We start from the raw sequence: 21190 nt of genomic DNA, 5'->3' as shown, positions 1-21190 counted from the left end.
GCACCGCCTCAGGTGCGCGGGGCCCCTCCCTCCGGCGCCGTCCGCCCGGTGTCCCGGTCCCGGAGCGCACGGGCCAGCCCCCGCAGGTGCGGCACGAGCTCGCGGGGGACGAGCTCGGGCGCGTCGGCCGGAGGGGCGTGCGGGTCGCGGCCGCGCAGGGCGATCGTCTCGGACGTGTGCGGTGCCATGGGAAGACCTCCGTGCCGGGGAAGGGCGGTGCACCCAGCTCTCTCGGACAGAGCCGCGGTCCCGGGCGGGCCGACCGCCCCCGGAGGAGCGGGCCCGGGCCCGGCACCACCACGCGGCCGAGGCTCGGCGTCGACCGCCCCCGGAGGGGCGGCCCCCGGGCCCGGGTGGTAACCGTGGTCTCTCACGGCCGGTGGAAGGCGGGCACCGTCCGAGAGGAGTCCCCGGGAGGCGGCCCCGCGCGGCCCGCGTCCTCCCCCCGCACCCGCCGACGAGGAGACCCGACACGGTGACCCCCGTTCCCGCACCGCACCGCCCGCCCGGCGCCGCCCCGGACGCCGGGGGGCCGCCGGCCGGCGGTGTGGTGGTCGGCGTCGACCTGCGCGGCATCCAGGCCTACGTGTACAGCGGGCGCCGCATCCTGGACGCGGTGGGGCGCGCGGCGCTCGTCGCCGAGCTGACCGACACCTCCGACGCCGAACACGGGATCGCCGACCTGGTGCCCCCCGGCTGCGTGGTCCTGCGCGACGCGGGAGGGGCGCTCACGGCGGTCTTCCCGGATGCCGCGGCCGCGCGCCTGTTCACCGCCCGCTACACGCGGCGGCTGCGCGACCGCGCGGGCGACCTGACCCCCGTGGTCGCGCACGTCCCCTACGGCGCGGCGGAGGCCGAGGGCCCGGGTGCGCCGACGGCCGGCGGGCCGGTCGCCGGCGTCGACGCGGCCCTGGCGGTCCTCCCGGAGCGGCTGAGGGAGGCCCGGCGGCACATGTCGGCGCTGCACACGCCGGCCCACGGATACGGCATCACCGCGGTCTGCTCCGTCAGCGGCGGCCCGGCCGAGACGGTGGACAGCAGCCGGGCCCAGGACGACCACCCCGACGTGCACGAGCGGGTGACCGCCGACGTCGCCAGGGCCCGGGGGATCGGCCGCCGCTGGCACCGCGCCCACAGCGCGGACTGGCTGGCCGGAGCCGCCACCGCCACAGGTGCGCCCGCGCTCGCGCTCCCGATGGAGGTCGACAGGCTCGGCCGCGACCACGGCGAGGTCAGCAGGATCGCGGTCGTCCACATCGACGTCAACGGGCTCGGCATCCTCCTGGGCTCCTACCGCGAGCGCGCGGGGGACCCCCGCGTGCCCGGCTCCGGGGCGATCGCCCAGCGCCTCCTGTCCGGGCACATCGCCGGCCTCACCGAGGGCCTGGCCCGGGTCCTGGTTCGCGCGGTGGCCGCCACGGTGCGGGCCGAGCCCGGCCGGGCCCCCGTCATCCCGGGAGCCGGCGCCGCCCGGCCCGTCACCCTCCACCACGTCCCGCCCGGCCCCGTCCGGATACCGGTGCGCCCCGTCGTGGTCGCCGGGGACGACCTCACCGTCCTGTGCGACGCCCGCCTGGCCCTGAGCCTGGTCCGCTACGCGCTCGACTGGCTCGACGCCGACCCGGAGCGGGTCGGCGACCCGCGCGACCCCCGGGTGGCGCTGCACCGCGCCCTCGCCGGGGCCCACGGCGGGCCGACGGGCGCGGGCCGGACCGTGCGCCGGCCCGACGGGGGCGCGCACACCACCTTCGTTCCCACGGTCGGGGCGGGGATCGCGGTCCAGCCGGTCGGCGCGCCCCTCTCCCTGGGCTACGACCTGTGCGAGGCGATGTGCCGCAGGGCCAAGCAGCACAGGGTCGCGCTCGCCGAGGCCGACCCCGGGGCGCCGGACGAGCACGCCGTCGCCTGGACGACGCGGTTCGACGGCGTCGACCGGGTCCTGCGCCGCCTCGACGGCGCCCGCCTGGCGCCCGTCCCCCGCACCGGGCTGCCGTTGACCGGGACCGGGTTCGCCCGCTTCCTCGACCGGTACCTGTCGGTGTCCGCCCCCGGCAGCCTCCTCGCGGAGGGGGACGCCCGGCGGCGGAGCTGGCTGGTCTCGTCCCTCGTGCCGCTGCTGGAGTCGGGCGCCGACCCCGGTCCCGAGCTCGCCCGCCGCGCCCGTGTGACCGGCGGCCCCGTCGGGCTCCCCCTCGAGTGGACCCCCGGCGAGCTGCTCGACGCGGTCGAGGTGATGGACCTGTACCTGGACCCCGGCCTGGCGTCGGCGCTCGACCCCCACCGCCCCCGGCCGCGGGGACGGGCGGGGTCCGGCGGCCCGCGCCCCCCGGCGCCGCCGGGGGGTGCGCGGACGTGAGCCCGCCGGACCGCATCCTCGTGCGTCTGGCCTCCCCCGCGCTGTTCGTCGGCGCGAGCGCGGACGGGACGGGCGCGGACACGGACGTGGTCACCGACGAGCACGGCCTGCCCTACCTGCCCCGCCACCGCCTCGCGGCCAGGCTGCGCGCGGGGGCGGCCGACGCGCTGGGGGCGGCCCCGGAGCTGGCCGCCGCGTGCGACGAGGTGTTCGGCCGGGGGCGCTCCCACGGCGCGGACCGGATGCTGCGGGTCGGCCACGCCGTCCTGGGCGAGGACGTCCGCTCGGCGGTCGCACGCGCCCTGGCCGGCCGGGACGACCCCCTGCGCTCCGTCCTGCGCCGGGCGGTCACGGACGCGTACACCTCCCTGGAGTCGGGGACCGCCGTCGGACCGGACGGGGCCCCCGAGCCGGGGAGGCTGCGCACGAACCGGGTGCTCCTGCCGGGACCGACCCTGGCCGCGACGCTGACCTGGGCGACCGCCCCCGGAGAGGCGCACTGGCGGCTGCTGGCCCGGGCCTGCCTGGCCACCACCCGGATCGGGCTGAGGACCACGCGCGGCCGGGGCCGGGTGGACGTGCGCCTGTCCGGGCCGGACGGGGACGACCCGCACGCGGTCACGCTCCGCCTGGCCGCTCCGGTGAGGAAGGGGCCGGGCCGGGAAGGGGTACCCGTGTGAACACCGGCCCCCTCCAGGACCCACCCCGCGGTCGGCGCCCCGCCCGCGCGGCGGGCGCCGCGCCGCCTGCGGGGGTGGACGCGTGAACCCCCTCCCCGCCACCGGTTACCTGCCGCTGCGCTACGTGCTCACCGACACCCTGGCGGTGCGCACCTCCCTCGACCCGCTGCGGATCGACTCGGAGCACTCCATCGGCGGGCGCGCCCAGCGCGGCATGCTCGCCGCCGCGCTCCGGCGCGCCGGCCGCGAGCGCGAGCTCTCCGACTGGGTCGCCCGCGGCGACCGGATCCGCTTCGCCCCCGCCTACCCGCGCCTCGAACCGGGGGCCGACCCCGACCTGCCCGCGGACTCCGCGCCGGCGCGGGCGCTCGTGGCCTACCCGGCCCCCGCCCACCTCTACACACCGGGCAAGGACGGCGACACCACCGTCGACGTCTTCGCGGGCACCGACCCCGCCACCCCCTACCGCGCCGTCCGCGGCCACGTCACCCTCGACCGCTCCCTGCGCGCCGCCGTGCGCACCACCGCCGAGCAGTACCTCGGCCGGTCCCGCACGGGCGACCGGTCCCAGGGGGTCCCCTTCTTCGCGGTCACCGTCGACCCCGGACAGGTCTTCGAGGCCCGCTGGCAGCTGCTCGCCGCCGACGGCGGATCCCTCCGCGACCTCGCCGAGCGCGTCGCCGAGGTCCTCGACGAGGCGGACGGCACCCTCACCCTCGGCTCCGGCGGGACCCGGGCCCACGGCGGCGTCAGTGTGACCCCCGCGGACCCGGACCGGCTGCTGTCACCCGACCGGGTCGCCCACCCCCACACGCGCCACTGGCCCCCCGGCGCCCCCCTCGACCTCCTGCTGCTCTCCCCGGCCCTGCTGGTCGGCGAGGAAGGCCAGTCCAGCCCGCGGGCGCTGGTGCCCGCCGTGCTCGACCTCCTCGCCCGCCGCCTCCCCGGCTCCGGCGCCAGGGTGCTCGCCCACCACGTGGAGGCCGGGCTGCTCGGCGCCTACCACCGGGGCTACCGGGGGCCGATGGCGCAGCGGTGGGCGGCCGTGCCGGGTGCGGTGGTGCGCCTGCGACTCGACGGGGGGCTGACCGCCGACCAGGCCCGCGACCTGGAGGCCCACCCTCTGGGCGAACGGGTGGTGGACGGCCACGGCCAGTTCACGCTCCTCCCGGTCCCGCCGGGCGGGCCCGCCCCCCTCGCGCCGACCGCGGTCCCGCTCGCGGCGGCTCCGTCCGCGGGCCCGCCCCCCGCGCGTGTCCCGCCCCGACCGGCGCCCGCCGGAGCCGTCCCTGAGGACCCTGCGTTCCCCACGGCCCCTGAGGTCCCTGCGTTCCCGGCGGCCTCGAAGGCCCCTGCGGTCCCAACCGTCCCGGGCGGGGAGGGCGGGCTCGACGAGCTCTACGACGAACTCCTGTGGAACGCCGCCTCGCGGCCGGTCCGCGACCACGCGCGCTCCCTCGCCCGGGACTCCGCCCGGGGGCTCGCCCCCCTCACGCCCAGCCTGCTCGGACGCCTCCGCGAGGTCGTGGGCCACCCCCACCGCACGCCCGAGGACGCGCTGTCCGCCCTCGGCCGCACCGTCTCCGGCCGTGCGCGCGGCCGGGCCGACCGGGCGGGCACGCACAAGGCCCTGCACGACCGCGCCGTCCGCGCCCTCGCCGGGGCCCGGCTGACCCGGCCCGGCCGGCCCGGTCCCGTCCCCGTGCAGTCCTGGCTCGGAGCCCTCGCCGACGGGGGCGCGGCCGCGGCGTGGTGGCGCGACAACAGGCCCGAGCCCCCGCACAGCCCCGCCTACTCCCGGGCGATCGCCGCCGTCGACCTCTCCCTCACCGACGGCCTGCCGCCCCGCGACCACCCCAGCGGCCTCTCCCCCCGCGCCCGCGTGTGGGAGCGCCGGGCCGCTCCCCGCCTGGCACTGCTCCTCGCCTCCTCCTGGCTGTCCGAGGCCGGACGGGTCCTGCGCGCCGTCCAGGAGGGCCGACACGAGCCTGGGGGAGGCGGTTGAGCACCCGCCCCGCCCGTCCCGGGCCGCTCTGGGAGATCGCCGTCCGGCTGTGCCTGCTCTCCGACACCCACATCGGCGCGGCCCGGGCGGTGCCCCGCCACGCCGCGGAGGGCGACGTCGACCTGCGCGTGGACCGCGACCCCCGCACGGGCGTGCCCCGGCTGCGGGCGACCACCCTGGCGGGTCTGCTGCGCCACGAACTCGCGGCCCGCACCGGGGACCCCCGCCAGGTGGGCCGGCTCTTCGGGGCGGCGGGGTCCGGGCCCCCGCCCGGCGGGGAGCCGGACGCGCCCGCGGAGAGCGCGCTGGACGTCGACGACGCCGCCGCCGAGCTGCCCGAGGGCACGACGGTCGCCGTCCGCGTCGGCACCCGCGTGGACCCGGCCTCCGGCACCGTCCGCCCGGGGCGCATGTGGCAGTGGGAGGTGCTGCCGGCGGGCACCGTGTTCACCGCCCACCTGCGGCTGCGCGTGCCCGTCCCGGCCGACGAGGCGCTCCTGCTCGACCTGCTGGTCCTGGCCGCCGACGGGTTCTCCGGGGAGGGCCCCGGCATCCGCGTCGGGGGGCGCACCGGACGCGGCCACGGCGCCGTCCGCGCCACGCACTGGACCGCGGAGCGGTACGACCTCACCGACGAGCACGCCTGGTTCGCCTACCACGCCCGGTCCTGGGCCGACCGCTGGGAGCGCGGGGCCGCGGCGCTCGCGGACGCCCCCGCCGACCTGTCCGCCGCGCTGGCCGCGCGGCTGCGCGCCCACGGGCGGGCGGCGACGGCCGCCCGCCCGGAGGCCCGCCCCGACCGACCCGACCGGCGCCACCGCGCCGAACTCCGCCTGACGCTGGCCGTGGCCGAGCAGCCCGATCCCGCCGGACCGCCGCCGCGCCGGCCCCGCCCCGGCCTGATCATGGTCGGCGACGTGCCCGCTCCCGAGAGGCTCGGGACCGTGGACCGGGCGCACCGCCACCGCCCGGTCGTGTCCGACGCGGACAAGGCCTCCGTCCGCCTCGCGCCGGTGCTCGGGGACACCGCCCTGTTCGCCCTGTTCAAGAGGATCGGCGGCAGGCTGGTCCGGGACGCCGCCGAGCACCTCGGCGCGGAGGGGGCCCGATGGCAGGAATGGCACTCCCACTGGTGGGGGGCGGACACGGACCCCGGGAGCGCGCGCCCGCGCCCCTCGCGGGTGCGCCTGAGGGCCGTCCCCCCTCTCAGGGGCGGGGCGCACCTGACCGCCACCCGCCTGACCGTGGACTCCCTGTTCGGCGACGCGGTGGACGGGCGGGTGTTCACGAGCGACCTGCACTGCGGCGGCAGCGGGGAGGCGGTCCTGGACGTCCGCGACCCCGACGACGCCGTGCGCGGCCTGCTCGTGCTCGTCGTGCGCGAACTGGCGACGGTCCCCTTCGACACCCTCGGCGCGGGGGCGGGGAGCGGGAACGGGCGCCTGACCGCGACCCGCGCCGCCCTCACCACCTGGTCCGGGGACGGCGGTCCACCCCACCGGGTGGACCTGCTCACGGCGCTCTTCGACCCCGGCAGCGCGGAGGCGGCCACCGCACGCGGGTGGGTGTCCGCCCTGGGGACCCGGCTCGCGCCGGGGGACGGGGCGGCGCGGGGGGAACGGGGGACGCGGGCCGGCGGGGAGCGGTGAGGCCGCCGCGGGCCGGGGCGCGGGGCGGGGACGGACGACGGGACGGAAGGGAGCACAGGTGGACCACACACCCCCCAGACCGGAGGGACTGGCCGTCCGGAGGCTGGACGGCGGACAGGTGGAGGACGTCCTCGCCGACGTCTTCACGCGCGGCACCCGCTGCCGCCTCCTGGACACCGGGACCGACGGGATCCCCGGAGCGCCGGGGGCCCCGCAGTGGCTGCTCGCCGAACTCGGCGACGGACGGATCACCGGCGCGTGCCCGGGAGGGCGCTGGCGCCGATCGGACCACCCGTCCACCGCCGACCTGTCGGCCCCCGCGCTGAGCCCCGCGACCGACCGGTGGCGCGTCCTGGAGGTCCTGGTGTTCGGCCCCCGCGCCCAGATCAGGCTCGGGGAGGGGGCGGAGGACGGGTGGATCAGCGCGGACGACCCCGCCCCGCTCCCGGAGTGGCTGCGTCCGCGCGACCGCTCGTTCCTCCTCCAGGGGTGGAACGGCCGGGCGCACAGCCGTACCCTCGGCGGGGACGTGCCCTTCTCGGTGACGAGGGAGCCCTCCGGCACCCTGGCCGCCCTGCCGGTGGGGTGGACCGACTTCACCGGCCGCGCCCGCCCGCGTCCGGGTGGGCGCGGTGCGGCCCTGGAGAGCGCCGGCACGTGGCTGACCGTGCGGGAGTACTGGGCGTCCGACCCCGGGACGGGGGCGGTGGGGGTGGCCTTCCACCGGCTCACGGGGATGCGGTCCGGGGCCAAGCCGACGGGACCGGAGTTCGACGTGGGCACCGGGGACGAGACAGCCGGGGAGGAGCGCACATGGTGAACCCCCGCGACGTCGCCTCCCGCTTCGGGGGCGGGCCGTCCCCGCCGCCGGGGGCGCCCTCCGAGCCCGACACCGCGGCGGACGCGGTCGCGGGCGGGCGGTTCCACGCCACCGCGCCCTACGGGCTGGTCGCCCTCGCCGAGACCCCCGTGCCCGCGGCCGACCTGCACGCCGGGCACGTGACGGACGACCTGCTGCGCAGCCACGACCGCACGGTGGACGGAACCCGCTCGGGGTGGATCGACCTGGCCGTCACCACGCTCACCCCCACCTTCGTCGGCCAGACCCCCGAACCCGGCCGGGTCGGCTCCTCCCTCCGGTTCCCCCACGGCGAACGCCTCCTCCCCGCCCTGCCCGGATCGAGTCTGCGGGGTCTCGTCCGCAACACCGTGCGCATGCTCACCGGCGGCGAGACCGGCCCGGTCAACACGCCGATGCTGTTCTTCCGAGCTCCCGTGCGCATCGACCCCGGCAGCGCGGACAGCGGCCTGTCCACCCGCGCACGCCAGGTCATGGCCCGGCAGCACGCCGACTACCGCAGGCGCCGCGCGGGGCTGCGCACCAGGCAGGGGTTCCTGTTCCACTCCCCGCCGGGCGGCTGCTGGTACGTCGTGGAGGTCCCCGGCACCGCTGTCTCGGCCGAACCCGGGCAGGCCCTCAAGGTGCCCTTCACGGTCCTGCGCGAGAGCCTGCGCACCTGGGACTTCGGGGTCGACGACTTCCCCGACCCGCCCCGCGGGAACACCTACGTGCCCACCGCCCACGAGCAGCACGGACGCCTCCAGCACCGGTGGGTGCACGCCGTCCACCTGCCGGGGGAGCGGCGGATCGCCGCCGTCGCCCCCACGGCCGGGCAGGCGCGGGAGTACCTCGCGGCCCTGACCGCCGGAGAGGGAGGGCCCGACGGGGGAGGGGTCGTGCAGGCGCTGGTCGTGCTGACGGGGGCCGCCGCGGGGGACCGCCGCAACGCCTACCTCTTTCCCCGCCCCCGCGACCTGCGCGGGGGGCGGTTACGGGTGCCCGGGCCCATGGTGGAGCTGTTCGAGTCGGCCGAACAGGTCACCGGCTACCAGAGGGCGGCCTTCCCCGACGGCCTGGGAGCCGGCGGCGCCGAACCGGCCCGCGAGCCGGTGGCCGGGACCGGCGGCGGCGGACTGCCGCGCCGCAGCCTCGAACCCGTGTGGTTCGACGTCGACCTGTCCGGGGCGGTGGTGTCCTTCGGCCGCTCGGGCGGCTACCGCATCGCGGTCAGCGAGGACAACCCCGTCCGCCGGGCCGTCCCCGGACCCGTGCTCGGGCCCCAGCACGGCGACCCCGACCGCGCCGACCGCGCCGGCCGCCCGGTGGACGTGTGCCGCGCGCTGTTCGGCGACACCGACACCTTCGCCGGCGAGTCCGGGGCGTCCAAGGGGCGCGTCTCCTTCGGCAGCGCGCTCTCCTTCGACCCCGACCCGGACTACCCCGACGGGGCGGCCCTGCGGGTGCGCCTGCTCTCGCCCCAGCGCGGCTGCTTCGCCAACTACCTGGTGCAGGGGCCCGACGCCGGGGCGGGGGACCGGCCGGACATCGTCACCTGGTCGCACGAGGGGCACGTGCGCCTGGGCGGGTACAAGGTGTACCTGCACCGCCACCCCGGGGGCGGCGCCCGCCCCTTCCGCTACGACGCGCGCGCCCAGGAGGAACTGGACCTGACCGTGCTGGACCCCGGCCACCGGGCGAAGCCGCCCCGGGACACCGAGCGCGACGTGGTCCCCCTCCGGGACGGCCTCACCTTCCACTCGCGAATCACCTTCACCAACCTCACCGACGGAGAACTCGGCGCCCTGCTGCGGGCCCTGCTGCTCGACAACCCGGTCGGCGGCGGGGGCCCCGCCGACCCCGAGTACGCGCACAAGATCGGGATGGGCAAGTCGCTGGGCATGGGGAGCGTGCACCTGGCGCCGGAGCTGTACCTGGTGGACCGGCGCGCCCGCGCCCTGGACCTGGACCCCTCCGCCGGGGTCGCCCGGGCCACCGGCGCCCAGGTCAGGGGGTTCCTCGACGCCTTCGACGGCGCGCTGGCGGCGCGGCGGCTGCCCGGCGGGCCCGGCCCGGCGCGGTGGCGCGAGGTGGAGCAGGCGCGCGACGTGTGCCTGGCCGGCCGGTGGCGTGGACGCCTGCCCCTGGAGGAGACGGCGGTGATGTCCTTGCGCGAGTTCGCCGAGTTCCCCGTCCTGCCCCCGCTGGCCAGGCGCTTCTCCTCCGGCGGACGGGGACAGGGGGGCTGAGCGGCACGGGGTCCTTCCGGCGCGCCGGGGGGAGGGCCCCGGCCCGGGTCGCGGTTCGGCGCCCGGACCCGCCGCGGGGGCCGGGGCCGTCGGGCGAGCCCCCTGGGCACCGGCGGCGGTCCGGGCCGGCGCGCCCGCCGGGCCCCGGGGGCCTACCTGTCGATGGCCTCCGCCAGCGCCTCCACGAGGTCCGCGCGCAGATCGGGGTCGTCCTGGGCCCCCGCCCACAGGGCGGGGACGTCGGTCCCCTCGTCGAGCAGCCGGCACAGCAGGGACTCCAGGGCGCCCTGCGGGTCGGCGTCGAAGGCCGACCGCGACTCCTGGGCCCGCGTCGTCAGCGCGAGGCCGGTACGGCGCAGCCAGGAGCGCTCCGCCTCGTTCAGCACCTCGCGCCGCCGGGAGGGGTCCTCCGCGGGGTCCGCCGGATCGGGGTCGGGAACGGGGGAGTAGGGGGCGCTGCGGGCCCGGCCGCGCGCCTGCTGCACCAGTGCGAAGTGGCGGGGCATGGTCGTGGCCATCCGACCCAGCACACCGGTCAGCCGGCGGGCGACGTCCTCGCCGTTCAGCCCGGGCAGGAGGCCGCGGAGCACGAGGCGCCGCCGCTGGTCGGGGGTGCGGCCCGGGTCGGCGTCGCGCCCGGCGGCCAGCTCTGCCAGCTTGCGCAGCAGGTAGTCGCCCGTGGCGGTCGAGACCATGGGCGGCTCCTTGACGGCGGTGAGCGCGCGGCCGTGCAGGTCGGCGACCGGCACGGCGCTGCCGTCCTCCGTGAAGGAGACCGTCTCGCCCGGGTGGATGTCCTCGGGCAGGTCGGCGGCGGGGTTGCCCCAGCCCGCGGTGAGCACGAGCATGGCGAGCGCCTCCTGGTCGACCACGTCCGTGGCGACCAGGGCGACGTCGCGGCGCTGCGCCCAGCGGCGCGGGCGCTCGGAGAACGCGCAGCGGATCCGGCCGTCGGGCGCGCTCTGCGGGTAGACGCGGCGCAGGTTCTTGTAGGAGCGGTCCCGGCGCACGTCGTCCAGGGCGTCCCGCAGCCGGTGCGCGGCGGTGCGGTCCACCCCCGTGGCGCCGGGCGCGGCACGGCGCATGCGCACGGCGACGACGCCGTCGGGATCGGCCCCGTGCACCGGGCACGGGCAGTGCTCGGCGCACAGGTCGACGTAGTCGCAGAACTGTTCGGAGTGGCCCGAGCAGCCCTGCGCGGTTCCGTCCGCGGAGCACGGCCCGCATCCCAGGACGCGCGTGAAGACGCGAAGGAAGGCGGCGGAGCCGAACAGCTCCCAGGCGGAGCAGTGGTGCGTGCTCACGAACTCTTCTCCCCGGGTGTTCCGGGGCCGGTTGCTTTCCCAGCCCTCCGGGAAAGCACATGTGGAAGAGACGTGAGACCTCAGGTGACACCCCCGCGTGAACGGGAGGTCGTATAGCAAAATAGGCCCACACATAGGGAAATGTCAATTGTTGGGCTGGATGAACAGGTTGCATAAAGCAGCCCTCATGCTGATGAAATGGACATCCGAAACAAGGGCCCCACTTCTTTCCCGGGGTCGGTCCGCCGCGCACGTCCGAAGGCCCCCGTGCGTGTGTCCGAGAGACTGCGGTGAAGGCCTTGGACCGGTGCGCGGCGCGGCCGGACCCGGCACGCCGGCCGGCCGCCGCGGACCGAGACGAACGGGGGTGCCGGATGCCGGTGGTCAACCTGACGCCGCATGCGGTGACGGTCGTGGACGAGAGCTTCCGCGTCATCCGCCGCTGGCCGGGGTCCGACGCGCCGGCCAGGGTCGAGGCGGTGCGCGTGCCCGTCGGACTGGAGGTGGCCGGGGTGCCGCTGATGGCCGAGGAGCGCACCAGGGCCAACCTGCCCGAGCCGCAGGACGGGGTGTGGTTCATCGTGTCCTCCGTCGTCGGCTCCGCCCATCCCGAGCGCCGCGACCTCCTGGTCCCCTCCGACCTCGTGCGCGACGGCAGGGGCGTGGTGACCGCCTGCCGCTCCTTCGTGATCAGCGGTTCGCCGGTGCGCGGGAGGACCGCCGCCGCTGAGGAGAGGGTCGGGGCCTGAGCGCCCGGCCTCCCCGCCGGACGCGGGGGCGGCCGCTTCCGCGCCGCCCTTCCCGGGACCTCCCCGCCCGGCGGCGAACCGGCGCCGCACGCCCTGGAGAAAGGGCGGATTCCGGCAGTAGCGTGTGCGTACCGAAACCGCCCCCGTACCCTGTGCTGAGGACGATGTGGACAGTCCCCGAACCGCCGTCGTGCTCGTCGGGCAGAACCCCACCCCGGCCCTGCTGTCCTCGCTCACCCTCCCCGCCGACCACCTGGTCCTCGTCGCCAGCGACGGGACCCTCCCCGTCGCGCACCGGGTCGCCCGCGCGGTGGAGCGGCTCGCCGGCCGGGCGTCGGTGCGGGTGGCCAGCGTGGGACCCGACCCGCACGACTTCGGGCCGGTCACCGACACCCTCGCCGCGTTCCACCGGGACAACGGGGGAGAACCCTGGTTCCTCGACTACACCGGCGGGACCAAGGTGATGAGCGTGGCTGCCGCCCTCTTCCACGAACGGGCGCTGCCCCCGGGCAGACACCCCCGGGCCCCCCGCTGGCGCCACTACCTCGACGCCCAGCGCGACGTCCTGCGCACCGCGGACGGCTCCCATCCGGGACGCCCCGTGGCCGGCGACGGCGTCGACCTGCGCACCCTCGCCGGGATCCACGGCGCCCGCTGGCTCGACGACCGCGACCCCGAACCCGTCCGCCTCTTCGTCCAGGGCGGCAAGCAGGCCCTCCTGGCGCGGTTCCCCGACATGTCCCCGGCGGTGCGCCGGGGCGTCGTCGCCGAGGGCCGGGTCCTCTCCCACCTGCTGCGGCACACGCGCCGCCACCGGGACGCCGAGGTGCTCGGCCCCCGGCAGGTCGCCGACCCGCTCCACCCCGGCGGGGCCGTCGCCGACTTCGACGCGGTCCTCCGCTACCGCCACCGCGTGCTGTGCGTCGAGGCCAAGTCCCGGCCCGACGACGTCGTGGCCCGCGCCGGATGGACCGTGACCAAGGCCCGCCGGGTCTTCGGCGGAGCGGTCCAGGTGCTGTTCGTCCACTCCGGCCCCGCGGTCCCGGGGCTGCGGGACCGGGTCACCGCGTACAACCCCGCGCTGAGCGCGCGCAGCGTCCACGTGTGGAGCCTGGACGACCTGCTCGCCCGGCTCACCTCGTTCGAGGAGGTCCGCAAGGCGTTCTTCCCTGGCCTGGGGGCCCCGCCGCGTCGCGGCGACGCGCGACCGCCCGTGCCGCCGGAGCCGCGTCCGGACGGTGCGCGGCCGCCCGAACGCCACCCCGGGCCGGAGGACGGCCCCCTGCTGGTCACCTCCCTGGGCGGCAGCCGCATGGGGACCCTCACCGCCGTGCACGCCCACCGCCCCGCCGACACGCTCGTCCTGCCCTCCCGGCAGAGCGTCCTGAGCGGCGTGCGCGAGGCCGCCGCACGCACGCTGCACGCGGCCGAGAACCCCGGCGCGGCCCGGCCGGAGGCCGCCGAGCTGAAGGAGGGCGGCTACCGCGACCGGGTGCGCTTCACCCCGGAGCCGGTGGACGGGTCCGACACGGAGGCGGTCACCGGGGTCGCCCGGCGGTGGATCGCCGAGCGGCGGTCCGGCGGGGCGGCGGCCCCGGTGGTCGTCGACATCACCACCGGGACCAAGGCGATGAGCCTCGGCCTGGCCCTGGCCGCGCGCCGGTCGGGCGCCTGCGTCACCTACCAGCTCGGGCGCAGGCGCACCGTGGTCTGCATGACCCACGGCTCCGTGCCCCTGAGGGGGCGCGCCGCCGTGGACTGGCCGCTGCTCCTTCCGGGGTACTCGCCCCTGACCGGACCCCTGGCGGGGTGGGTGTGCGAGGAGGCCCGCGACCAGGTCGACGCCGACCTGCTCGACGCGGCACGCGCCGCCCTGGTCCGGGCGGCCGGGGGACCCGTCGGGGTGTGGGCGGACGCCTCGCTCGGCCACCCGGTGGAGTGCCTGTCCGCGCAGGAGCGGCCCAGCCTCGTGCTCACCTTCGGCGACCGGGCCGTGGGGCTGGCCGCGCCCGGCTGGTCCCGGCGCCGCACCCCCGGAGGCGGCACGCACCCGGTGGGCCGGGGCGCGTGGGCGCAGAGCGTGTTCTCCGCGACCCTGCTCCTCAACACCGGCTGTGACGTGGCGGGGACCGTGGTCGCCCTGACCCGGCCCGGCGGGGACGTCAGCCGCGCCGTCGAACTGGTCGACTGGATCGCCCAGACCGAGGGGGAAGGGCGGGGGCGCCACGCGCGGATCGGCTTCGGCGAGCCCCTGCGCCCGCTGGTGGCGGTGGCGTCCCCGGAGGACCTCCCGGACCTGTTCGACACCGACGTCACCCTGCTCTGAGCCCCGGCCGGGCTCCCGGGGGCCGGGACGCGGTCCCCGCCTCCTCCCGCCGTCCGCCGTCCGGCGGGCGCGTCCCCGGCCGGAGGCGCGCCCGCCGGGGGCGCCACTTCTGTTTTCCGGGGCGGCGCCGGACCGGCGGGTGGATCGCCCGGGGTCCGTACGGCACCCTCTCGTGGTGGGGGACGAGCCGGTCCCGGTGTGACACGGCCGCCGCGCGGGGGCGCGGGGAGAGGAACGGAGCCGCGCGTGGGCAGGGGAGCAGCGGTCGTCGGGGGAGGGGCGGGGACGGGGGCGGCCCCGAGGGCGGTGCCGGCGGGGGCCGCGGCCGCGGTGCTGCTGCTCGCGGGGTGCTCGTCCGCTCCCCCCGGGGAGGAGGGGCCCTTCGCCGGGCAGACGGTGGACTGGCGCGCCTGCTACGACGAGCGGCAGGTCGGCGAACTCGCCGGGTGGGGGGCGGACGCGGCCTGGCTGGAGACCCTGGAGTGCGGAACCGTGGCCGTCCCCCTGGACCACGACCGACCCGACGGGACGGTGCTGGAGATCGCGCTGATCAGGGCCCCCGCCACCGGCCCGGAGGGTGAGCGCCTGGGGTCCCTGGTGCTCAACCCCGGCGGCCCCGGCGTGTCGGGCATCGAGATGCTGGACTTCCCGTACTTCGGCGACGAGGTCCGCGCGGCCTTCGACCTGGTCTCCTTCGACCCCCGCGGCGTGGGGGAGAGCGGGGGCTTCGCGTGCGGGGACCGGTACGTCCTGGACGACGCGTTCCGGCGCGTCGCGGACACCGACCCCGAAGACCTGACCGACGTGGAGCTCCAGCCGCTGGAGGACGCCGCCCGCCGCTACGCCGAGGCGTGCACCGAGGCGGTGGGGGAGGAGTTCCTCGCCCACCTGGGCACGGTGAACGTCGTCCGCGACCTGGACATCGTCCGCGACGCGCTGGGCGACGAGCGGTTGAGCTTCGTGGGCTACTCGTACGGCACGCACATCGGCGCCCTCTACGCCGAGATGTTCCCCGCGAACACGCGGGCGCTGGTCCTGGACGGCGCCGTGGAGACCGAGCTGTCCAACGCGGGGATCGCCCTGGACCAGGTGGCCGCCCAGCAGAACACCTGGGACATGTTCGCCGCCCACTGCGCGGCGGAGGCCGACGGGTGCCCGTTCGCCGGAGCGGCCCCCGAGGGGGGCCGCTCCGACGCGCGGATGCTGGAGCTCCTCGCGGGGCTCGACCGCGAACCCGCCGAGGTCGAGGGCATCCCCGTCGACGGCGAGACCCTGCTCCAGATGATCGGCACGGAGCTGTACCACGAGGAGAGCTGGGACTACCTGGCGGCCCTCCTCGCCGCCCTCGACGCGGACGACGAGGAGGGGACCGCGCGCCACCTCGGTGAGCTGTACGACAACACGTTCGGCAAGTACGAGGACGTCGACCCGGAGGACGTCGACCCCCGCATGGAGCACCAGGACGCCAATGCGGTGTTCACCGCCGTCAACTGCGCGGACCGCGCCGACCCCGAGGACGTGGCGGCCTACCGGGACGCGGCCGACCGCGCGGCCGGGCTGTCCCCGCTGTTCGGCCCCGGCCTGGTGTGGGAGCAGCTGCCGTGCGCGTACTGGCCGGAGAGCGAGGAGGCGCCCACGGGGATCACCGCCCCGGACGCCCCGCCGATCGTCGTCATCGGGACCGTCGGGGACCCCGCCACCCCCTACGCGTGGGCCGAGGAACTCGCGGACCAGCTGGAGACGGGCGTCCTGGTCACCTACGAGGGGGCGGGGCACACCCTGTACGGCAAGGAGCGCAGCCCCTGCGTGGACCGTCCCGTGGACGCCTACCTGCTGACGGGGGAGGCGCCGCGTCCCGGTCTCACCTGTCCGCGCGCCTGACCCGCGGACGGACGCCCGCAGACAAGACCGACTGTTTACCTCCCGAACGGGATGTTACCGTCCGTGATCGGTTTGTTCTCCGCTGAAATGGTGCGAAAGGCCCCGGCAGCGGCCGGGCGGCGCTGACGGGAACGGAGCCAAGGTGCGGACAAGGCGCTGGTGTACGGGTGCCCTCGGGCGGTTCGGCGGAGCGGGCGCCGTCCTCGGGGCCGGGGGACTGGCGGTCGTGCTCGCGGTGACCACGGGTTCCGCGCGGCCGCCCGCCGACGCCTACGTGCCCCTCCCGTTCTACGGCCAGGACATCGCGTGGAGCCCGTGCTTCACGCAGGAGGAGCTGGACGCCGTCGACGCCGACGCGGGCGGGGGCACCCCGCAGTGGATGGCGCAGCTGGAGTGCGGCACCCTCACGGTCCCGGTCGACTACGGCAGCCCCGACGGGGAGACGGTCGCGATCGCGCTGGCCCGGAGGCCCGCGCACGGCCCGGAGGCCGAGCGCAGGGGGTCCCTGGTGGTCGACTTCGGAGGGCCGGGGGTCTCGACGGTGGACGGCATGCGCAACCCCTTCCTGGGGGAGCGGGTGCAGTCCTCCTTCGACCTGGTGGGGTTCGACCCCCGCGGGGTCGGGCGGAGCGGGGGCCTGGACTGCGACGGGTCGGAGGCGTGGGAGCGGGAGCTGGAGCGCGTCGCCCCCGGGGACCCCGCGGAGAAGACCGCCGCCGACCTGCGCGGGCTGGGCGAGGCCGCCGAGGCCTACGGGCGCAGCTGCGCCGAGGCCGTCGGCGGGGAGTTCCTGTCGCGCATGGGCACCGTCAACGTGGTGCGCGACCTCGACGTCCTCCGCGACGCCCTCGGGGACGAGGGGCTGACGTACGTCGGCTACTCGTACGGCACCCACATCGGGGCCCTGTACGCCGACATGTTCCCCGACCGGACCAGGGCGCTGGTCCTGGACGGGGTCGTGGACACGGCGCCCTCCAACGCCCGGCTCGCGGTGGAGGTCCAGGAGGCGTTCCAGGACTCCTGGGAGATGGTCGCCGAGCACTGCGCCCGGACCGTGGAGGGCTGCCCCTTCACGTCGGGCCGGGCCGCGGTGAAGGAGGCGCCGGCCCTCCTGGAGCGTTTCGACCGGGACCGGCCGACCGTGCGGGGGCGGACCGTCACCGGCGAGATGCTGGCGGAGATGGTCGCCGCGCAGCTCTACGACGAGTGGACCTGGGACTACCTGGCCGGGTTCTTCACGGACCTGGCCGAGGGGGACACCGGGTCCGAGACCTACCGGCGGTACCTGGAGTACATGTACGACCGCGCCTTCGGCGAGGAGGCGGACGGGGGCACGGACGCCTACACGGCCGTCATGTGCGCGGACCGGGACGACCCGGAGGACCTGAGCGCCTACCGGGACGCCGTGGAGGCGGCCGAGCTGCGCGCCCCGCTGTTCGGAGGCGGGCCCGTGTGGGCGACGGCCCCGTGCGCGCGGTGGCCCCTCGCGGAGACCGGGGCCCAGGAGTTCACGGCGTCCGCGGCCCCGCCGATCGTGCTCGTCGGCAACGTGGGGGACCCCGCGACCCCCTACCTGTGGGCGCAGCGCATGCACGCACGGCTGACGAGCTCCGTCCTGGTCACCTACGAGGGCGGCGGCCACACCGTGTACGGCAGGGGCAAGAGCTCCTGCGTGGACCAGCCCCTGGACGAGTACCTGATCAGCGGGAAGGTGCCCGAACACGGTCTGACCTGCCCCCAGGTCCTCGCCTAGGCCGCACCCGCACCCGCGCTCGCCGCCCGCCCCCGCCCCGGGCGGACCGCGGCGCCGCCCTCCCCCGACCTCGTCCGGCGACCGGGACCCGGTCGGCGGCCCGTCCCCGGACGGACCGCCGGCGGCCGGGCCCCGGGCCCCGGGCCCGGCGCCCGACGCCGGCGCGGGAGGCGACCGCCCGCGCGAGCCGTTCCGACCACACGGAGGATGACCATGGCCGACCTGCCCAAGGAACTCGGACTGACCCCCTTCAAGGACGCCCTGCCCGTCCCGGCCGCGGCCGACCTGTCCGAGAAGGGCCCCGACGGGGTGGCCCAGGTGACGGTGAGGCTGAAGCGGACGAAGGTGAGCCTGCACTCGGAGCTGGACGTGCGGGGCGAACCCGCCACCGAGGTGTTCGCCTACGACGGGACGGTCCCCGGGCCGACCTTCGACGTGGCCAGGGGCACGCGCATCCGTGTGATCTGGGAGAACGCGATCACGGCCGGCGAGAAGTACCCCGTGCGCCACGTCTGGGTGCCGCCGAGACCGCCCGGCACCCCCTCCCGGCCGGGCAGCGAGGGCGCCGCGACCGCGACCGCCGTCGAGGCGATCCGTCCGTGGAGCGTCACCCACCAGCACGGCGGCTACACCGACGGGGGGAGCGACGGGTGGACGGACGACGCCGTCTACACGGGCCGCGCCCAGCTCTCGGAGTACGCCAACGACCAGCCGGGCACCCTGCTCTGGTACCACGACCACGCGATGGGGATCACCCGGTGGAACGTCTTCGCCGGGCTGTACGGGGCCTACATCCTGCGGGACGGGGACGACGAGGCGCTCACCCCCACCAGCGGCGCGGACGGCGGCACGGCCCACGAGGTCCCGCTCATTCTCGGCGACCGCAACTTGGAGACCACGGACGGCAGGCCGGGGAGCCCGCCCACCGCGCAGCTCCTGCACAAGGTGGTCGCCCTGGCGGACGGCCCGGCGACCGGTACGGGCAGCGACGGCGTGGATCCGGAGGATCCCACCACCTGGCCGTCCACGCTCCCCTTCACCGGGCCCTACCAGACGGTCAACGGGAGGATCTGGCCGTACCTGGAGGTGGAGCGGCGCTGGTACCGCTTCCGGGTCCTCAACGGGGCCAACGCCCGCACCTACACGCTGCGCCTGTTCAAGGAGGACGACGGCGGCGGCCTGACCGCGCCGACGCCCGAGGAGGTCCGCGGGGCGGTGCTCCAGGTCGGCACGGACAGCGGGAGGCTGGGCAGGCCCATCGACCTCCAGGGGCGGCTGACCATCTCCCCGGCCGAACGGGCCGACCTCCTCGTGGACTTCAAGAAGTTCGGGACGGAGGCGGGGAAGGCGTCCCGGCTGCGGCTGGTGATGGTCGACGACCAGGGGAACCCGAGCCGCGGCGAACTCTTCCCCGGCGTCATGCAGTTCCGGGTCTCGGCGACCGGGGTCACGGACTCCTTCACGCCTCCGGCCAACCCCGCGCTCAAGGCCGGGTACGTGAGGGTGAGGCACGAGGACCACCCCCACCACGGCCACCGGATGGTGCTGATCACGCAGCCGGACGCGTTCGCGCACCCCAAGTTCCTGGAGCTGGAGCACGTGGCGGAGCCCGGTGACCACTCCCCGCACGCGGCGGGGCCGCACACGGCGCACGCGGACGACGGCCACGCGGCGCACCCCGAGGGGGGCCGCATCCGGATCCGCGACCACTCGGGACGCCTGCGCACTTACCGCAAGGCCGCCTCGACCTTCATGGACACGATCAACTTCGTGGTCCCGCTCGACGGGTGGGAGATGTGGAGCTTCCTCAACCTCGGCGGCCCCATGCACCCGATGCACATCCACCTCACCAGGTTCCAGGCGCTGCGCCGCGACACCTACGACGTCTCGGGCTTCGACCGGGTGGACGAGACCACCCGGCACCCCCTCGCCTTCGCGGGAGCGGGCGTGGTCAACCCGGACGAGGAGGGGTGGAAGGACGTGATCCGGGTCGGGCCGGGGACGATGGTGAGCGTGATGGGCCGGTTCACGGGAGGGACGGGCCGGTACATGTACCACTGCCACCTGCTCGAACACGAGGACATGGGCATGATGCGCCCGTTCAACGTGGCGCCCCCGGAGATCGCCCGGTTCGGCCACACCATGGGCCACGGCGCCGCGGCGACGGCGGTCCGGATCGCCCGGGACGCGGCGCACCCGGGGGCGTGAGGGAGGGCGGCCCCGGGAACGCGGCGACGGGGCCGCGACCGTCCCGCGTCCGGCCGCCGAGGACGCCGCGGCGCGCGGCGGGGCAGCGCCCCTCGGCGGCCGGCGTGAGGCCACCGCCCCCCACACGGTGCGGGGCCCGGGCGGAGGGAGGACCCGCGGACGCGGACTTGACCTTGCGGTTACCGCAACCCCGAGACTGGCGGCATGAGCCTGTCCATCAAGGAATTCAGCGAGATGAGCGAACTGTCCCCGCAGACGCTGCGCTTCTACCACTCCGAGGGGCTGCTGGTCCCCGCCGAGGTCGACGGGGGAACCGGGTACCGCTACTACTCCATCGAGCAGGTCGCGACCGCCGTGCTGGTCACGGCTCTGCGCGGCGCCGGCATGAGCGTCAAGGACGTCCGCCGCGCCCTGGATGCCCCCGACACCGCGGCCGCACTGCTCGAGGAGCACACCGGGGTTCTGCACCGCCGGCGCGGGGCCGAGGACGAGGCGATCGCCACCGCCCGCGCACTCCTCACCGCCCCGCCCGGGGTCCGGCGCCGGGAGGTCCCGGGGACGGCGGTCCTGTCGAGGACCGTTCCCCCGGTCGCCGTGGAGCGGCGAGGGGGCCGACCCGACCAGTACGACTGGGACGCGGTCACCGGAGCCGTCACGGCCACGGCGGCGGAGCTCGGCGCCCTGGCCGTGGAACACGGCGCCGCCGTCACGGGCGCCCCCTGGTTCGCGTGGGCCGGGGAGACCGCCGAGCAGAGGGCGAGGGCGCTCACCCCGGAGGGCCCGCACTGGGTGGCCAAGGTCCCGGTCACCGCGGCGGCCGAGGCGCGGGCGGCCCTGGCGGAGGAGGTCGAGGTGCAGGACTTCGAGGCCCGTGAGGAGCTGTCGATCCACCTCCCGGGCCGGAACTCGACGCCCAAGTACGCCATGGCCCACCTCCGGCTGTTGGCGCACACCCCGGAGGGGCACTTCCCCGACCACTCCGGCATGCGCCACATCCTGCACGGGGACGGGACGGAGACCGCCGTGCGCCTGCGCCCGCTCGGCGAGGCCGGCGACCTCACCTGAGCCGCGCGTCCGGGGCGCGGGGAAGGGGGCCGTACCGCCCGGCCCCGGCCGCGCCCCCGCGCCCCGTTCCGGGGCCGGACACGCGGGCGCCCCGGCCGGTCCCGGCCGGGGCGCCCGTACGCGCCGT

At 77.1% G+C, this 21190-nt stretch carries 14 protein-coding genes; 12 read left to right on the top strand and 2 right to left on the bottom strand.

Annotated features, from left to right (window positions below; all coding sequences use genetic code 11):
* Positions 1–8: 8 nt before the first annotated feature.
* Positions 9–188 carry a hypothetical protein gene (locus tag ACIRPH_RS27655; RefSeq protein WP_402919461.1) on the bottom strand — a complete coding sequence of 60 codons (180 nt, stop codon included), beginning with the start codon at positions 186–188 and terminating at the stop codon, positions 9–11.
* A 287-nt stretch (positions 189–475) separates the two neighbouring features.
* On the opposite strand from ACIRPH_RS27655, the gene ACIRPH_RS27650 reads away from it, so the two are divergent.
* From ACIRPH_RS27650 to ACIRPH_RS27625, 6 genes are all read left to right on the top strand, one after another.
* Positions 476–2356 (top strand): hypothetical protein, encoded by a 1881-nt coding sequence (locus tag ACIRPH_RS27650; RefSeq protein WP_402919459.1) that lies wholly within the window; start codon positions 476–478, stop codon positions 2354–2356.
* Complete coding sequence (locus ACIRPH_RS27645) at positions 2353–3036, top strand: hypothetical protein (protein ID WP_402919457.1); 684 nt, start codon at positions 2353–2355, stop codon at positions 3034–3036. Before ACIRPH_RS27650 ends, ACIRPH_RS27645 begins: the two co-directional genes overlap by 4 nt.
* An 82-nt stretch (positions 3037–3118) precedes the next feature.
* A complete protein-coding gene (locus ACIRPH_RS27640; RefSeq protein ID WP_402919455.1) occupies positions 3119–5041 on the top strand; it encodes a hypothetical protein in 1923 nt (640 codons plus the stop codon).
* Positions 5038–6690 carry an RAMP superfamily CRISPR-associated protein gene (locus tag ACIRPH_RS27635; RefSeq protein WP_402919453.1) on the top strand — a complete coding sequence of 551 codons (1653 nt, stop codon included), beginning with the start codon at positions 5038–5040 and terminating at the stop codon, positions 6688–6690. Before ACIRPH_RS27640 ends, ACIRPH_RS27635 begins: the two co-directional genes overlap by 4 nt.
* A 58-nt stretch (positions 6691–6748) precedes the next feature.
* Positions 6749–7510, top strand: coding sequence for a hypothetical protein (locus ACIRPH_RS27630; RefSeq protein WP_402919451.1), 762 nt, complete (start codon positions 6749–6751; stop codon positions 7508–7510).
* On the top strand, positions 7504–9777 hold the full coding sequence (locus ACIRPH_RS27625) for a TIGR03986 family CRISPR-associated RAMP protein (RefSeq protein WP_402919449.1): 2274 nt from the start codon (positions 7504–7506) through the stop codon (positions 9775–9777). The genes ACIRPH_RS27630 and ACIRPH_RS27625 overlap by 7 nt, the downstream gene beginning before the upstream one ends.
* A gap of 152 nt (positions 9778–9929) precedes the next feature.
* Here ACIRPH_RS27625 and ACIRPH_RS27620 read toward each other — a convergent pair whose 3' ends face one another.
* On the bottom strand, positions 9930–11081 hold the full coding sequence (locus ACIRPH_RS27620) for a hypothetical protein (RefSeq protein ID WP_402919447.1): 1152 nt from the start codon (positions 11079–11081) through the stop codon (positions 9930–9932).
* A 374-nt stretch (positions 11082–11455) separates the two neighbouring features.
* On the opposite strand from ACIRPH_RS27620, the gene ACIRPH_RS27615 reads away from it, so the two are divergent.
* From ACIRPH_RS27615 to ACIRPH_RS27590, 6 genes are all read left to right on the top strand, one after another.
* Positions 11456–11830: a hypothetical protein gene (locus tag ACIRPH_RS27615; RefSeq protein ID WP_402919445.1), complete on the top strand. Its 375-nt coding sequence runs from the start codon at positions 11456–11458 to the stop codon at positions 11828–11830.
* A 166-nt stretch (positions 11831–11996) separates the two neighbouring features.
* Entirely contained in the window at positions 11997–14156 is a 2160-nt protein-coding gene (locus ACIRPH_RS27610) for a CRISPR-associated protein (RefSeq protein WP_402919444.1), read from the top strand.
* Between the two features lie 306 nt (positions 14157–14462).
* Positions 14463–16037, top strand: a complete 1575-nt coding sequence (locus tag ACIRPH_RS27605) for an alpha/beta hydrolase (RefSeq protein ID WP_402919577.1) — start codon at positions 14463–14465, stop codon at positions 16035–16037.
* Positions 16038–16179: 142 nt separating this feature from the next.
* Positions 16180–17790, top strand: a complete 1611-nt coding sequence (locus tag ACIRPH_RS27600) for an alpha/beta hydrolase (protein ID WP_402919442.1) — start codon at positions 16180–16182, stop codon at positions 17788–17790.
* A gap of 213 nt (positions 17791–18003) precedes the next feature.
* Entirely contained in the window at positions 18004–19998 is a 1995-nt protein-coding gene (locus ACIRPH_RS27595) for a multicopper oxidase family protein (RefSeq protein WP_402919440.1), read from the top strand.
* Positions 19999–20202: 204 nt separating this feature from the next.
* Positions 20203–21063, top strand: coding sequence for a MerR family transcriptional regulator (locus ACIRPH_RS27590; RefSeq protein WP_402919438.1), 861 nt, complete (start codon positions 20203–20205; stop codon positions 21061–21063).
* Positions 21064–21190: the final 127 nt, after the last annotated feature.

It is taken from the genome of Nocardiopsis sp. NPDC101807 (assembly GCF_044766605.1).
Classification (GTDB): domain Bacteria; phylum Actinomycetota; class Actinomycetes; order Streptosporangiales; family Streptosporangiaceae; genus Nocardiopsis; species Nocardiopsis tropica.
This window is presented reverse-complemented; position numbering and strand designations above follow the sequence as displayed.